Here is a 14,617-nt window from a genome sequence, read left to right as displayed (position 1 = left end):
GCGACGGGTCACACCGCGGTGGCATTCACGAACGCGAGCATGGTGCCGCCGCAGAACATCAGAACCACGATCAATTCGCGGGGCGCGAAAGACACCACGATCATGGTCCCGGAAAAGCACCTTCCGCTGGTGATGCCGCTGCAATACATCGGGATCCCGGAAGACACGCTGAATAAACTCGATTCAATCCTCATCCCGCGGGTGAACGCGGGTTACCGTCGAAACGATGACCCGGCAACGGCGCCGGTTCAGGTCGACCCGGTGCACGGCTTCGACCCAGCTGAAGTCACCGCGCCGGCAAACCAGGCGACGTTCGGTGGCGGTGCCGACCCGTTCTCGCAGATTCTCAGCGGTGCCATGTCTGTGCTGTCGCACGGCGCGGGCGAAGTACCAAACTGACCACCGAATTCGAACCCTCGAAATCGACCATTGCTACGGATACGAAGTGACGCCCATGCCTCAGTCATCCATCCTCTCGATGCTGCACGGCCGTGCCAGCCTGCGGCCCAATGACGTCGCGTTTACTTTCACCGATTACGAGAAGGACTACGCCGGCGTTCCCGAAACCCTGACGTGGTCGCAGCTATCGCGCCGAACGATGAATGTGGCGCGCGAGATCCGCGCGCACGGGTCGGTCGGAGACCGGGCGGTCATTCTGGCCCCGCAGGGCCTGGAGTACATCCTGGCTTTCCTGGGATCCATGCAGGCGGGACTCATCGCGGTTCCGCTACCGCTACCCCACCGCGGCTCGAGTTACGAGCGGGTGGGCGCGGTCTTTGCCGACACCTCGCCCGCAGTCGTTCTCACGACGTCCGCGGCAGCCGAAGACGTCGGCGATTACGTCGATCAGTCCCGCATGGACACCGCGCCGAAGATCGTCGAGATCGATGCGCTGAATTTGGATGTCGAGGGCGGGTCAAGCCTTCAGACAACAGATGTACCGCGCATCGCGTATTTGCAGTACAGCTCGGGTTCGACGCGAACGCCCACCGGGGTGATGATGTCGCACCGCAATCTGACGGTGAATTTCGAGCAGCTGATGGTCAGTTTTTTTGCGAACTCCAAAGTCCCGGCTGATACCACGCTTGTGTCGTGGTTGCCCTTCTACCACGACATGGGTTTGGTGCTCGGCGTCTGCGCGCCGATCCTGGGCGGCTATCACGCACAGCTGACCAGCCCGGTCGGCTTTCTGGAAAGGCCGGCGCGGTGGGTGCGGGCACTGGCCGAGAACCCGCATGCATGGTCGTCGGCGCCCAACTTTGCCTTCGACTTGGCCGCCCGCCAAACGAAAGATGCCGATCTGGCCGGGCTCGACCTCGGTGGAGTTTTGGGCATCATCAGCGGCGCCGAACGTGTCGAGCCGGCCACGCTGCACCGCTTCGTCGATCGGTTCTCGCACTTCAACTTCAAAGACCACATGATGCGTCCGTCCTACGGTTTGGCGGAGGCAACGGTCTTCGTGACGACCGGCACCTGGAGCGAGTCAGAACCCGCGGTGCACTTCGACGTCGGCGAGCTGGGCACGGGACGCGTTGAACGGTGTGCGCCCGGGGGCGGCTCGGCGCTTGTCGGTTACCAAGTGCCGCAATCGCCCAAACTCCGGATCGTCGACAGCGAGACGCATCGCGAGTGCCAGCCGGACCTGGTCGGTGAAATCTGGGTGCACGGCGAGAACGTGGCCGAGGGCTATTGGCACAAACCGCCGGAAGATCAGGCCTGCTTCGGCGCCACGCTCGTCGACCCCTCACCTGGCACCCCCGCGGGCCCGTGGCTGCGGACCGGCGACTTGGGCTTCGTCCACGAGGGCCAGCTGTTCATCGGCGGCCGCATCAAGGATCTGCTGATCATCCGTGGGCGTAACCACTATCCCGAGGACATCGAGGCGACGGTCCAACAGATCGCCCAAGGGCGAGTCGCGGCGATATCGGTCCCGGTGGACAGCACCGAGCAGCTGGTCACCGTCATCGAGGTGAAAAAGAAGCGCGGCGAAGCCAGCGAGGATCTGCGGCACCGGCTCAGCGGGGTCAGAAGCGACGTCACCTCGGCGATCTCTAATGCGCACGGCCTGAATGTCGGGGACGTCGTTCTGGTGCCGTCGGGGTCGATACCGACCACGACGAGCGGAAAGATCAGACGCGCCGCTTGCGTCGCGCAATACCGCCATGACCAATTCGCGCGGTTGGACGCCTAGCCGGGGCGACGTCGCATCCCCGGAATTAACCCATGCTGGCGACGGTCCTGGTGATGGCTTTTGCCGTCAGCGTCGAACCGTTCCGGATCGGCATGACCGTGCTCATGCTGAACCGACCCAAACCGGCGCTGCAGTTGTTCGCGTTCTTGTGTGGTGGTTTCGTCATGGGAACGACGGTGGGACTCGTTGTGCTGTTTGTGCTTCGACGCATACTGCTCGGTAGCTCCTTCGTCACCGTGCCCAGAGTTCAGATCCTGATCGGCCTGCTGGCGCTGTTCGTCGCCACGGTCGTGGCGGTCGACCTCCCCGGCCGGCTGGGTCCGCGACCGGCCACATTTGCGACGCCGGCCCGGAAATTGCTGAAGGGCGATTCGCTATCGGTCGCGGGAATCGCCGGCCTCAGTATCGCGTTGCCCTCGGTCGACTACCTCGCCGCGCTGGCTGTCATCCTGGCCTCGGGCGCGGCAGCGTTGACCCAGGTCGCCGTGCTGGTGATGTTCAACGTCGTGGCATTCGGGCTCGTTGAGATACCGCTGCTGGCCTATCTTTTGGCACCGAAGGCCACCGCCAGGTCGATGACTGTGCTGCACGACTGGATCCGGTCGCGTCGCCGCCGCGACGTCGTCATCCTGCTGATCGCGATCGGCTGCGCCTTCCTCGCGGTCGGCGCCTCCGGGCTATAGGGCCCGGTTCGCGGGCGTCGGCCGGTTGAACATAATGACTTCAATCACACCGGCAAAGGAGCCCCCGATGAGCGCGACCACAGACCATCCGCTTCGAGTCATCCAGTGGACCACCGGCAACATCGGGCGACGATCGCTGCACGCCATTATCGGCCGACCGGACATGGAACTGGTCGGTGTGTACGCGCACGGGCAGGACAAGGTCGGGGTGGATGCTGCCGAGCTGTCCGGTTGGCCGGAGCCGACCGGGGTCAAGGCCACCAACGACATTGATGCGCTGTTGGCACTTCGGCCCGACGCTTGTTGCTATAACCCGTTGTGGCCCAGCGTCGATGAGTTGGTTCGGCTGCTCGAGTCAGGCATCAACGTGTGCTCCAGCGCGGCCTGGATCACCGGCGGCAAGCAGACACCGCAGGATCTTCAGCGGATCCTCGATGCGTGCGAGCGGGGCGGCTCGACAATCTTTGGCAGCGGCGCGCACCCCGGGATGACGAACCTGGTCGGCATGGCGCTCAGCGGGTCATGTGAACGCGTCGACGAGATCCGCATCACCGAATCAGTGGACTGCTCTACCTACGAATCGGCGGAAACCCAGACGGCCATGGGTTTCTCGCAAGACCCCGACACACCTGGGCTGGCCGAGAACGTGCGACGCGAAAGTGAGGTCTTCGCCGAATCCGCCGCGATGATGGCCGACGCGATCGGCGCGAAGCTGGACAAGCTGACCTTCGACGTCACCTTCACCGCAGCCACCGGCGATTCAGACTTGGGTTTCATGAAGATCCCGGCCGGCGCGGTCGGCAGCGTCTTCGGCTATCACCGCGGCTGGGTCGGCGACCGCAATGTGGTCAGCGTCGGCTTCAACTGGACGATGGGCAGTCACGTGGTGCCGCCCAAGCCACTCGAGCACGGCCACGTCATTCAGGTGTTCGGAGTGCCGAATATGCGCACCGTAGTGCACTGTCTGCCGCCTAAAGGTTGGACCGAGCCGGGATTCATGGGCCTGGGCATGATCTACACCGCAATGCCGGTGACCAACGCGGTGCCCGCAGTCGTGGCCGCCAAGCCGGGAATCGTCACGCTGGCCGACCTCCCACCCGTCACGGGCCGCGCCGCGCAGTAACCGTGCGAGCAGCGATACATCGTAGGGACCTAACAGAACGCAGCCGTGCCCTATCGTCTAGCATCGTTAGCCGAGCAAAGGTTCCACGCGGCATCGGCGACGATGACCGACAAAGGCCAGCTCTTGCGGCAAAGCTGCCCCGGACGCGCCCGTTCTCGACTGCGGAAAGGATCCGTGGCTCGAGGTGTTCGCGGACAACATTGCGGACGGGCGGCGGAAGGAGACCGAGTGAGGGCGATGTCGATTAACGGTCTGCTCAAACGTGCCTGGATACCTCTGCTGCTGGTGGTCGTGCTGTCGGTTTCCGCCCTGGCCGTGACGCGCCTGCACAAGGTGTTCGCCTCGCAAGACCTCAACGCGAACTCGGGAGCCGGAATCAAGATCGTGCAGTTCAACCCCAAAGTGGTGAAGTACGAGATCGACGGGCCGCCCGGCAGTGTCGCGAACATCAACTACTGGGACGCCGACGCCAACACCCACCAGGTCAACAGCGTGCCACTGCCATGGTCGTACACCATTTCCACCACTCTGCCGGCAGTGAGCGCCAACATCATGGCGCAGACGGATGCCGGCTACATCGGCTGCCGCATCACCGTTGACGGAGAGTTACGCGAGCACCGCAGCTCGGACGGCCACAACGCCCAGACGTTCTGCCTGGTGAAGTCCGCATGACCGACACCGACACTGAGAGCACAGCAGCCAAACCGCACCGCCCCTTTATCCCGCATCTCATTCGCATCTTCGCGATTCCAATCATCCTGGCCTGGGTCGCGCTGACTGTCGTGGTCAACGTCGCCGTTCCCAGCCTGGAAATCGTCGGCGAAAACCATTCCGCGCCAATGGCGCCCCTGGAAGCGCCGTCTAATCAGGCGATGATGCGGATGGGACACAACTTCCACGAGTTCAGTTCCAACAGCACGGTCATGGTGGTGGTCGAAAGTCAGCAGCCGCTCGGCGACGCCGCGCACCGCTACTACGACGACATCGTCCGCAAGCTGCGAGCCGATCCTGAGCACGTGCAGCACATCCAGGACTTCTGGGGTGACCGGTTCACCGCGGCGGGCGCTCAGAGCGCCGATGCCAAGGCTTCCTACGTCCAGGTCAACATCGCCGGTAATCAGGGCACCACACAGGCCAACAAGTCCGTCGAGGCCGTCCGCAAGGTCGTCGACGACGAGCCCGCGCCGCCCGGGGTCAAGGCTCACGTCACCGGCTCGGCGGCGCTGTCGGACGACATGCACGTCATCGGCAACGACAGCCTGGCAAAAATCACGCTGTTCACCCTGGGCGCGATCGCGATCATGCTGCTGCTGGTCTACCGCTCGATCGTCACGACGCTGATCCAGCTGTTCATGACCTTCGTCGCGCTGGCCTGCGCACGCGGAATCGTCGCAGTTCTCGGTTACAACAACGCCTTTGGGCTCACCACGTTCGCCGCGAACATCCTGACGATGCTGGCGATCGCGGCCGGCACCGACTACGGCATCTTCCTCGTCGGCCGCTATCAGGAGGCGCGTCGCGCCGGCGAAGACCGCGAAACCGCTTACTACACAACGTTTAAAGGCGTGGCCCCCGTCGTGCTGGGGTCCGGGTTGACCATTGCCGGCGCGACGTATTGCCTCAGCTTCTGCCGGTTGCCCTGGTTTCACACCATGGGCGACCCGGTGGCCATCGGCATGATCGTCGTGGTGGCAGCCGGCTTGACGCTGGGCCCGGCCGTGGTTTTCCTGGGCAGCCGGTTCGGACTGTTCGAGAAGAAGAAGCAGTCCCGCGGACGGCTATGGCGGCGAGTCGGCACCGCCGTCGTACGTTGGCCCGCACCGGTTTTCGCGGTCAGCGGCGCCGTCGTCCTGGTTGGCATGGTCGCATTACCCGGATATGAACCAAGTTACAACGACCGTCATTACCTACCCGAATCAGCGCGGTCCAACATCGGGTATGCCGCGGCCGACCGGCACTTCTCCGAAGCCCGGATGAATCCGGACCTGCTGCTGGTCGAGGCCGACCACGATATGCGCAATCCGGCCGACATGCTGGTGTTGGACAAGGTCGCCAAGAACGAGATCCGGACCCTCGGCATCGCGATGATTCAGGACATCACCCGGCCGCTGGGAATTCCTATCCAGCACAGCTCAATTCCGTTCCAGAACAGCATCCAGAGCCAGACGACAATGCAGAACATGGACTTCCTCAAAGACAGAATGAAAGACATTCTGAAAATGGCCGACGAGATGCAGATCATGATCAACGTGACGGAACGCCAGGCGAAGGTCACCCATGATCTGGCCAGCGCCGCCCTCGACAGCGCGAAAACCACCCAGGAGACATCGGAGATCACCGACACCCTGCGGGACCATATTGCGGACTTCGAAGACTTCTACCGGCCGATCCGCAGCTACTTCTATTGGGAGAAGCACTGCTACGACATCCCGGTCTGCATCTCGTTCCGGTCGTTGTTCGACTCGATCGACGGTTTCGACCAACTCGCCGAGAAATTCCACGATCTCTCCGGCGATATCACCCGCACCGCACAGGCTTCGCACGAGTTAGAGCTGCTGATCCCGATCATGCTCGAGACGTTGAAAACGACGCACGGTCTGACGCTGACCATGTATCAGACGTTCCAGGCGATGATCAACCAGATGGAGGCGATGAGCAACACCTCCATCGTGATGGGGCAGAGCTTCGACAAGTCGCAGAACGACGACTTCTTCTACCTGCCGCCCGAGGCGTTCACCAACCCGGAGTTCATTCGCGGCGTGAAGTTGTTCTTCTCTCCCGACGGAAAGTCGGTGCGCTTCTTCATCACTCACCAGGGTGATCCGATGTCGCCCGAAGGAATCGATCGCGTGTCCGCGGAGCGCACCGCGGCCCAGGAAGCGCTCAAGCAGTCCTCGCTATCGGACGCCAAGGTGTATCTCGGCGGCACCGCCGCGACATTCCGCGATATGGCCGACGGCGAGAAGTACGACCTGATGATCGCGGTGGTGTCGGCCTTGACGCTGATCTTCATGATCATGCTGATCCTCACCCGCAGTGTGGTGGCGGCGCTGGTGATCGTCGGAACCGCGAGCAGTTCGATCGCCGCATCCGTCGGGTTGTCTGTGCTGATCTGGCAGGACCTGTTCGGCATGCACCTGCACTGGATCGTCGTGGCACTGTCGGTGATCATCCTGTTGGCGGTGGGCTCCGACTACAACCTGCTGCTGGTCTCGAGGTTCAAAGAAGAAATACACGCAGGGCTCAAGACCGGATACATCCGGTCGATGGCCGGCACCGGTGCGGTGGTGACGTCGGCGGGTCTGGTGTTCGCATTCACGATGGCGGCGATGCTGGGCAGCGACCTGACGGTGTTGGGCCAGTTCGGCTCGACAGTCTGTATCGGCCTGCTGCTCGACACCCTGGTGGTGCGAACGCTATTCATGCCGTCGCTGGCAACCATGCTGGGCCGCTGGTTCTGGTGGCCCCTGGTAGTCCATCCCCGTGGCGACCACGCGAAGCCGACGGCTCCGCCGGCAGTCGCCGAGGAAGCCAACACCGCACCGCTGGCCGTGCAGAAGTCCTGACGCCGACTCAGTCGTCGTCGTGCAACTCCACGCAGACTCCGAGCGCGCCCGCGCCGACATGAAGGGCCAGCACCGGCCCGAGGTCCGTCACGATCGCCGGTTCACCACCGGGCAGTCGCTCGGCCAAAGCGGCGACCAGGTTAAGGGCGCCGTCGGGGTTGGCGACGTGATGTACTGCGAGCGAGGCGGACCGTGCCCCGACGATCTCGCTCACCCGGTCGATCATTGTCGCGACCGCTTTGTTGGCTGTCCGAACTCGTTGTGCCAGAACAAGTTTACCGTCATCAATGCGCAACAGCGGCTTCAGCGACAGCTTGGTGCCCAGCCACGCACCGGCACCACCGATGCGCCCGCTTCGCCGCAGGTTGTCCAGTTGATGCACAACGATGAACCCGTGATTGCGGCTGACCGCGGCGGTGGCGGCTTGCGCGACGGTGTCCAGGTCGGCGCCGTCGGCCGCGGCCCGAGCGGCCGCGAGCGCGATGAAGCCGGTGTTCATCCCGGTGAATTTCGAGTCGAGGACCCTTACTGCTGAGCCGATCTCGGCCGCGGAGGTTTCGGCGGCACCCAGCGTTCCCGACAGCGCCTTGGAAAGGTGTACGGCGATCACCCCGTCGCCGCCGCTGTCGGCCAGCGCCTGCCGGTAGACATCGGCCAACTCGGCCGGTGTCGCGGCCGCCGTGGTGGCGTCGCCGTATTCGTGGATGTTGTCCGGAATGTCGTCCACGCCGTCGCGCAGGTCGGTGCCGTCGAGCAGAATGTGCAGGGGCACTTCACGTATCCCCCATTGCAGACGCAGTTCCTCGGGAAGGCGCGCCGACGAATCGGTCACTACGACGACAGGCATGAAGTCAGCCGCGCGGTTTCTCGGCTTCGATGCCGGCCTCGGCCAGCGCCTTGAGCATCAACTCCGCGACGGCCTGGTGCGCTTCGAAATTCCAGTGGATTCCATCGGGATTGCCGCGACCGCTCAGCACGTGTTCGGCGACAGCGGCTTTCAGGTCGACGAGCGGAACGTCGTGTTCGCCGGCCCACTCGGTGATCGCCGCGACCGTACCCGGCCGGCCGTGATGGGCTTTTCCGTAGGTCTCGGCGATATGCACCGACGGAAGCGATGCCACAATCGGGATTCCGGGCCGGTTGAAATCGATTGCGCCGCGGGTCTGTTCGAGGTACTCGACCGAAAGGTGCGGCGGCAGAGCAGCTCTGGCTACCGGAGACAGTCGCGGCTGCACCCAACCGTAGCCGTCGCGAGCCCATCGCCGCAGCCACGGCGGGCGCACGTAACGAATCAGCTCCCGCAACGCGGTGGGCAGCGGCGACGGCAGCGAGTCCATACCGCCGGTCGCGAAGATCACCGCTCCGGCGCGGGGCAACGCCGCCCACGCCCGCGGATCCTGGGTGGCCGCCCACCAGATATCCCGGCATGTCCAACCGATTCGGCCGATCAGCTCCAGTTCCCAACCCAGCTGTGCGGCAACGATATTGGGCCAGATCCTTGGGTCGTCTGCCGGTAGCCCGCCGGCGGGCCCGTAGTAGGCAAGGGAGTCGGCGAAGACCAGCAGCGTTGACCGCACCGGTTGCTCAGAGGACATCGCCGGCGACCTGTGCCGATGCGTTCCACACGTCAAGCCGCCACCGGATGGCGTCGAAATCGTCGGCGCCGGACTCCGAGTCGGCGGTGTGACCGGACAGCTGTGTCCAGCTGGTGTTGCCCATGCCGCCCAATGCCGGCCAGTTGTCGACCGGTAACCGCAGCAACGCCGCGGTCAGCGCGGCGATCAGGCCACCGTGAGCAACCAGCACCACCGGTCGCACCGGTTCGTCGGCGGCGCCCCACTCGGGTTCACCGGCGACCAGCTCGGCGATCAACGGCACGCTGCGGGCCGCCACGTCGACCCGGCTTTCCCCGCCGTGTGGTGCCCACCTGGCGTCGTCGCGCCACGCCAGTCGCGCGCCCGGGGCGACGGCGTCGATCTCGGTGTGGGTCATGCCCTGCCAGTCGCCGAGGTGGGTTTCGCGCAGGCGTTGGTCGACCCGGACCCGCAGTCCGGTGCGTTCCTCCAACTCGATCGCGGTGTCGTAGGCGCGGCGCAGATCCGACGACACCACGAGCAGCGGGTGGAGTTTGGCCAGCGCCTCGGCGGCGGTGATCGCCTGGGCCCGGCCCAGCTCGGTCAGCTCGGTGTCGAGCTGCCCCTGCATCCGGCTGCCGAGATTGAACTCGGTCTGACCGTGCCGCATCATCACCAGCCGGCGCACCGTCATGACACGTCCACCGTGACCAGCGGACAGTCACGCCACAGCCGATCCAGCGCGTAGAAATCGCGTTCGTCTTGGTGCTGGATGTGCACGACGATGTCGAGGTAGTCCAGCAGCGTCCAGCGGCCTTCGCGGGTGCCCTCGCGCCGGGCGGGCTTGTAGCCGGCCTCGCGCATTTTCTCTTCGACCTCGTCGACGATGGCGTTGACTTGCCGTTCGTTGGACGCCGAGGCGATCACGAAGCAGTCGGTGATGACGAGTTGATCGGACACGTCGATGACGACGACGTCGTCGGCCAACTTCGCCGCGGCAGCGCGGGCGGCGACGGTGGCCATGTCGATCGCCTCGGTCGCGGCCGTCACGCCTCCTCCCGCGGTTTGCGGTAGAGGTCGCGCTTGGAGATGTACTGCACGACGCCGTCGGGCATCAGGTACCACAACGGCCGGCCTTCCGCGGCGCGCAGCCGGCAGTCGGTGGACGAGATGGCCAGCGCCGGGATTTCGACCAACGACAGTGCGTCCTCGGGCAAACCGTCGAGTACCTCGGTGAGATGCTCGCTGCCGAGTTCGTAGCCGGGCCGGCTGACTCCGACGAATCGCGCCGCCGCGAACAGCTCGTCCAGGTCCTGCCAGGACAGGATGGAGGCCAGCGCGTCGGCGCCGGTGATGAAGTACAGGTCGGAGTCGGGATTCAGCGTGTGCAGGTCCCGCAGAGTGTCCTTGGTGTAGGTGGGTCCGCCGCGATCGATGTCGACGCGGCTGACCGAGAAGCGGGGGTTGGCCGCGGTGGCGACGACCGTCATCAGGTAGCGGTCTTCACCGGCGCTGACCTGGCGGCCCTTCAGCCAGGGCTGGCCGGTCGGCACGAACACCACCTCGTCGAGGTCGAACAAGTCAGCCACCTCGCTGGCCGCGACCAGGTGACCGTTGTGGATGGGATCGAACGTCCCACCCATGACTCCCAGCCGCCGCTTTTGCACGGTTTGCCAGCTTACTTGAGCGGTGTGGAGCGGGGCTCCAGTGTCACATAGGCCACACCAGCACCCCGGCGAAGGGGCTCCTTGGACAGACGCTACAAATCAAATCGGCAGTAGCTGGTCGATCACAGCTGCCAGCTGCTTGGCGGAGCGGCATTCGTGCATGGTGATCACCTCTTGATAGCGCGGCACTGCCGAGTCGCCGCTGCCCCACAGGTGCTTGGGCTCCGGGTTCAGCCAGTGCGCGTGCCGGCTGGCGGTCACCATGTGCGCCAACACGTCGGTGGCCGGGTCCCGGTAGTTGGTGCGCCCGTCACCGAGCACCAGCAGGGAACTTCGCGGCGACAGCACGTTGGGATGTGCCTGAATGAACGAGACGAAGGCATTCCCGTAGTCGCTGTGGCCATCGCGGGTGTAGACGCCGGCCTCCCGGGTGATGCGCTGGATGGCCACGGCCAGGTCGGCGTCCGGGCCGAACATGTGGGTGACCTCATCGCTGGTGTCGATGAACGCGAAGACCCGAACTCGGGAGAACTGCTGGCGCAGCGCGTGCACCAACAGCAGCGTGAAGTGGCTGAAGCCGGCGACCGACCCCGACACGTCGCACAGCACCACCAGTTCGGGGCGGGCCGGGCGCGGCTTGCGCAGCACAAGATCGATCGGCACACCGCCGGTCGACATCGATTTGCGCAGCGTCTTGCGCAGGTCGATCGCACCGGCGCGGGCGCGGCGCCGCCGCGCGGCCAGCCGGGTCGCCAGCGTGCGGGCCAGCGGTTGCACGACCCGCCGCATCGAGCGCAGCTGATCACCCGAGGCGCGCAGGAATTCGACGTTCTCTGATAGCTGCGGAATGCCGTACATCTGGACGTGGTCACGGCCGAGTTGCTCGGCGGTGCGCCGCTTGGTCTCGGCGTCGACCATTTTTCGCAGCTGTGTGATCCTTTGCGCGGCAAGCGCTTTGGCGATCTGCTCCTGGGTAGGCGTGGGTTCGTCGCCGTACGGAGCGAGCAGGCCGGCCAGCAGCTTGCCCTCCAACTCGTCCAGCGCCATCGATTTGAGAGCCTGATACGACGAGTACGACGGGCCCCGGCTGGAGTTGTACTTGCCGTAGGCGTCGACGATTTGAGCGATCATCGCGACCAGCCGTTCATCCATGTCGGCGAGCTCGGGGTTGTCCGTCAGCAGATCGAGCAGCATCTGGCGCATCGCCTCGACGTCGTCGGGCGGAAGCTGAACGTCGGGGTCGACGGCGTCCTCTTCGGTGACCACCGCGCGCGCACCCAGCGCGGCCGGCCACCACAGGTCGAACATCGCGTCATATGTTTCGCGGTGCTCGGGCCGGCGCAGCACCGCGCACGCCAGACCTTCGCGCAGAATCTCGCGGTCACCGAGCCCGAGGACTCCCATCACCCGGCCGGCATCCACGGTCTCCGATGGTCCAACCGAGATACCTTGTCCGCGTAGGGCTTCCACGAAGCCAACCAGATGCCCCGGCAGGCCATGCGGGGCCAGCGGCTGGCTGGGGCGAACGCGCCGGACGGCCATCAGCTGTGCCTCAGTTCAGCCGGAGTTCGCCGATGGCGCGTTGCTGATCGGATTGATGCTTGAGCACGACACCCATGGTGGCGGCGATGGTCGCGTCGTCGATGGTGTCCAAGCCGAGCGCCAGTATGGTGCGTCCCCAGTCGATGGTCTCGGCGACCGAAGGCAGCTTCTTGAGCTGCATTCCGCGCAGCACGCCGATGATGCGCACCAGCTCTTCACCAATGTGACCGGGTAGTTCGGGCACGCGGGACAACAGGATTCGGCGTTCCAGGTCGGGGCTGGGGAAGTCGATGTGTAAGAACAGGCAGCGACGTTTGAGCGCTTCGGACAGCTCGCGGGTGGCGTTGGAGGTCAGCACCACGAACGGCGGCCGTTCGGCGACGATGGTGCCCAACTCGGGGACCGTCACGGCGAAGTCCGACAACACCTCCAGCAGCAGACCCTCGATTTCGATGTCGGCCTTGTCCGTCTCGTCGACCAACAGCACCGTGGGTTCGGTGCGCCGGATCGCGGTCAGTAGCGGACGCGCGAGCAGAAACTCCTCGGTGAAGACGTCGGTCTTGGTCTGGTCCCAGTCATCGGAGCCGGCCTGGATACGCAGAATCTGCTTGGCGTGGTTCCACTCGTAGAGGGCACGGGCCTCGTCGACGCCTTCGTAGCACTGCAGGCGCACCAGACCCGATCCGGTGGCCTGCGCGACGGCGCGGGCCAGTTCGGTCTTACCCACACCGGCCGGGCCTTCCACCAGAAGCGGCTTGCCGAGTCGGTCGGCGAGGAAAACCGCGGTGGCGGTCGCGGTATCGGGCAGGTAGCCGGTTTCGGCCAGCCGGCGACCGACATCGTCGATATCGGCGAACAGCGGGACAGGCCGCGCGGGCACACTCACTATTGCGTTCTCCTCAACACGTCAGGCGGGGCGAGTCTGACCGTCTCCCCAGACGATCCATTTCGTCGAGGTCAGTTCCGGTAACCCCATCGGGCCGCGGGCATGCAGCTTCTGGGTCGAGATGCCGATCTCGGCGCCGAACCCGAACTGCTCGCCGTCGGTGAAAGAGGTCGACGCGTTCACCATCACCGCGGCCGCATCGACCCCTTCGGTGAACCGTTGGGCGGCAGCCATATTGGAGGTCACGATGGCCTCGGTGTGTCCGGTTCCGTATTCGTTGATGTGAGCGATGGCCGCATCGACGCCGTTGACGACCGCGACAGCGATCTCCATCGACAGGAATTCGCAGCGCAACTGGTCCTCGTCGGGGTCGAGGTGCACGCTCACGCCGGCGTCTTGAAGCGCATTGATCAACCGCGGCAAGGCCTGGTCGGCGATCGCCGCATCGACCAGCAACGTCTCGGCGGCATTGCAGACACTTGGACGACGAGTCTTGGAGTTCAACAGGATTCGCTCAGCCATGTCGAGGTCGGAGGCGTCGTTCACGTAGACGTGGCAATTGCCGACGCCGGTCTCGATCGTCGGCACCTGGGAGTCGCGGACCACCGCCTCGATTAGACCCGCTCCCCCGCGTGGGATTACCACGTCGACCAGTCCGCGGGCCTGGATCAAATGGGTGACTGACGAGCGGTCGGCAGCCGAGATTAGTTGAACGGCATCGGCGGGCAGGTCCTCGTGCTGCAGCGCCTCGCGCAATATCGCGACCAGCGCCTCGTTGGACTTCGCCGCCGACGAGCTACCGCGCAGCAAGGCGGCGTTGCCGGACTTCAGCGCCAGACCGAACGCATCGACGGTGACGTTGGGCCGGCCCTCGTAGACCATCCCGAGCACACCGAGTGGAACACGCTGCTGGCGCAGCGCCAGCCCGTTCGGCAACGTGTAGCCGCGCAGCACCTCTCCCACTGGGTCGGGTAGCCCCGCCACCTGACGCAGGCCCGCAGCGATCGCTTCGACCCGCTTGGCGTCCAACGCCAGCCGGTCGATCATGGCGGCCGGTGTGTCCGCCGCCCGTGCTATCCGCAGGTCTTCGGCGTTGGCCGCCAGTACCCGGTCGGTGTTGGCAACGATCGCGTCGGCGGCGACACAAAGCGCCTGGTCTTTGGCGACTGTTGGCAATGAGGCCAGCACCTGGGCGGCAGCTCGGGCTCGGCGCGCCGCTTCGTGTACCTGTTGGCGCACGTCCGGCACCGAGATGGCATGCACACTCATTAACCAAGGGTAGCGGGCATGCTACCGCCGGGTGGAGACGACCCCAATCGGGGTGGACGCGGTCGCCCGAGATCGGCCGGATCGGGCACGGGATGTTTCGTTTCGCCGGTCTTCGA

At 64.9% G+C, this 14,617-nt stretch carries 14 protein-coding genes; 6 read left to right on the top strand and 8 right to left on the bottom strand.

All coding sequences use genetic code 11. The features are described from left to right. From VGH54_RS06120 to VGH54_RS06095, 6 genes are all read left to right on the top strand, one after another. Window positions 1–399 (top strand): PE-PPE domain-containing protein (locus VGH54_RS06120; RefSeq protein WP_331511046.1); only part of this gene is annotated, 399 nt, incomplete at its 5' end. 55 nt (window positions 400–454) lie between these two features. Beyond that, window positions 455–2,191, top strand: a complete 1,737-nt coding sequence (locus VGH54_RS06115) for an AMP-binding protein (protein ID WP_331511045.1) — start codon at window positions 455–457, stop codon at window positions 2,189–2,191. Window positions 2,192–2,223: 32 nt separating this feature from the next. Beyond that, window positions 2,224–2,874 carry a GAP family protein gene (locus VGH54_RS06110; protein ID WP_331511044.1) on the top strand — a complete coding sequence of 217 codons (651 nt, stop codon included), beginning with the start codon at window positions 2,224–2,226 and terminating at the stop codon, window positions 2,872–2,874. Between the two features lie 67 nt (window positions 2,875–2,941). After that, window positions 2,942–3,997 carry a dihydrodipicolinate reductase gene (locus VGH54_RS06105; RefSeq protein ID WP_331511043.1) on the top strand — a complete coding sequence of 352 codons (1,056 nt, stop codon included), beginning with the start codon at window positions 2,942–2,944 and terminating at the stop codon, window positions 3,995–3,997. Between the two features lie 237 nt (window positions 3,998–4,234). Next, the gene (locus VGH54_RS06100; protein WP_331511042.1) at window positions 4,235–4,669 is read left to right on the top strand and encodes an MmpS family transport accessory protein; all 435 of its coding nucleotides are present in this window, start codon (window positions 4,235–4,237) and stop codon (window positions 4,667–4,669) included. Next, window positions 4,666–7,563 (top strand): MMPL family transporter, encoded by a 2,898-nt coding sequence (locus VGH54_RS06095; protein ID WP_331511041.1) that lies wholly within the window; start codon window positions 4,666–4,668, stop codon window positions 7,561–7,563. Before VGH54_RS06100 ends, VGH54_RS06095 begins: the two co-directional genes overlap by 4 nt. Window positions 7,564–7,570: 7 nt before the next feature. On the opposite strand, the gene VGH54_RS06090 is transcribed toward VGH54_RS06095, so the two are convergent. From VGH54_RS06090 to VGH54_RS06055, 8 genes are all read right to left on the bottom strand, one after another. Further along, window positions 7,571–8,410 (bottom strand): DegV family protein, encoded by an 840-nt coding sequence (locus tag VGH54_RS06090; RefSeq protein WP_331511040.1) that lies wholly within the window; start codon window positions 8,408–8,410, stop codon window positions 7,571–7,573. Window positions 8,411–8,414: 4 nt separating this feature from the next. Next, window positions 8,415–9,158, bottom strand: coding sequence for a diglucosylglycerate octanoyltransferase (octT, locus tag VGH54_RS06085; protein WP_331511039.1), 744 nt, complete (start codon window positions 9,156–9,158; stop codon window positions 8,415–8,417). Continuing rightward, complete coding sequence (gene gpgP / locus VGH54_RS06080; RefSeq protein WP_331511038.1) at window positions 9,148–9,831, bottom strand: glucosyl-3-phosphoglycerate phosphatase; 684 nt, start codon at window positions 9,829–9,831, stop codon at window positions 9,148–9,150. Before gpgP ends, octT begins: the two co-directional genes overlap by 11 nt. Then, window positions 9,828–10,187: a ribosome silencing factor gene (gene rsfS / locus VGH54_RS06075; protein WP_331511037.1), complete on the bottom strand. Its 360-nt coding sequence runs from the start codon at window positions 10,185–10,187 to the stop codon at window positions 9,828–9,830. The genes gpgP and rsfS overlap by 4 nt, the downstream gene beginning before the upstream one ends. Then, window positions 10,184–10,804 carry a nicotinate-nucleotide adenylyltransferase gene (nadD, locus tag VGH54_RS06070; protein WP_331511036.1) on the bottom strand — a complete coding sequence of 207 codons (621 nt, stop codon included), beginning with the start codon at window positions 10,802–10,804 and terminating at the stop codon, window positions 10,184–10,186. Before nadD ends, rsfS begins: the two co-directional genes overlap by 4 nt. A gap of 99 nt (window positions 10,805–10,903) precedes the next feature. Then, entirely contained in the window at window positions 10,904–12,346 is a 1,443-nt protein-coding gene (locus tag VGH54_RS06065; protein WP_331511035.1) for a VWA domain-containing protein, read from the bottom strand. A gap of 10 nt (window positions 12,347–12,356) precedes the next feature. Further along, window positions 12,357–13,232: a MoxR family ATPase gene (locus VGH54_RS06060; RefSeq protein ID WP_331511034.1), complete on the bottom strand. Its 876-nt coding sequence runs from the start codon at window positions 13,230–13,232 to the stop codon at window positions 12,357–12,359. Between the two features lie 21 nt (window positions 13,233–13,253). Continuing rightward, window positions 13,254–14,501 carry a glutamate-5-semialdehyde dehydrogenase gene (locus VGH54_RS06055; protein ID WP_331511033.1) on the bottom strand — a complete coding sequence of 416 codons (1,248 nt, stop codon included), beginning with the start codon at window positions 14,499–14,501 and terminating at the stop codon, window positions 13,254–13,256. Window positions 14,502–14,617 lie beyond the last annotated feature (116 nt).

It is taken from the genome of Mycobacterium sp. (assembly GCF_036488105.1).
Taxonomy (GTDB): Bacteria; Actinomycetota; Actinomycetes; order Mycobacteriales; family Mycobacteriaceae; genus Mycobacterium.
Note: the sequence above shows the minus strand (reverse complement) of the source record. Positions and strands in the feature narration are given on the sequence as shown.

Bases quoted from the DNA above. Each gene is read 5' to 3' on its own strand.
- VGH54_RS06115 (WP_331511045.1), top strand. From the start codon at position 455: ATGCCTCAGTCATCCATCCTCTCGATGCTGCACGGCCGTGCCAGCCTG.
- octT (WP_331511039.1), bottom strand. From the start codon at position 9,158: ATGTCCTCTGAGCAACCGGTGCGGTCAACGCTGCTGGTCTTCGCCGAC.
- gpgP (WP_331511038.1), bottom strand. From the start codon at position 9,831: ATGACGGTGCGCCGGCTGGTGATGATGCGGCACGGTCAGACCGAGTTC.
- VGH54_RS06100 (WP_331511042.1), top strand. From the start codon at position 4,235: ATGTCGATTAACGGTCTGCTCAAACGTGCCTGGATACCTCTGCTGCTG.
- VGH54_RS06110 (WP_331511044.1), top strand. From the start codon at position 2,224: ATGCTGGCGACGGTCCTGGTGATGGCTTTTGCCGTCAGCGTCGAACCG.
- VGH54_RS06090 (WP_331511040.1), bottom strand. From the start codon at position 8,410: ATGCCTGTCGTCGTAGTGACCGATTCGTCGGCGCGCCTTCCCGAGGAA.
- VGH54_RS06055 (WP_331511033.1), bottom strand. From the start codon at position 14,501: ATGAGTGTGCATGCCATCTCGGTGCCGGACGTGCGCCAACAGGTACAC.
- VGH54_RS06105 (WP_331511043.1), top strand. From the start codon at position 2,942: ATGAGCGCGACCACAGACCATCCGCTTCGAGTCATCCAGTGGACCACC.
- VGH54_RS06065 (WP_331511035.1), bottom strand. From the start codon at position 12,346: ATGGCCGTCCGGCGCGTTCGCCCCAGCCAGCCGCTGGCCCCGCATGGC.
- VGH54_RS06095 (WP_331511041.1), top strand. From the start codon at position 4,666: ATGACCGACACCGACACTGAGAGCACAGCAGCCAAACCGCACCGCCCC.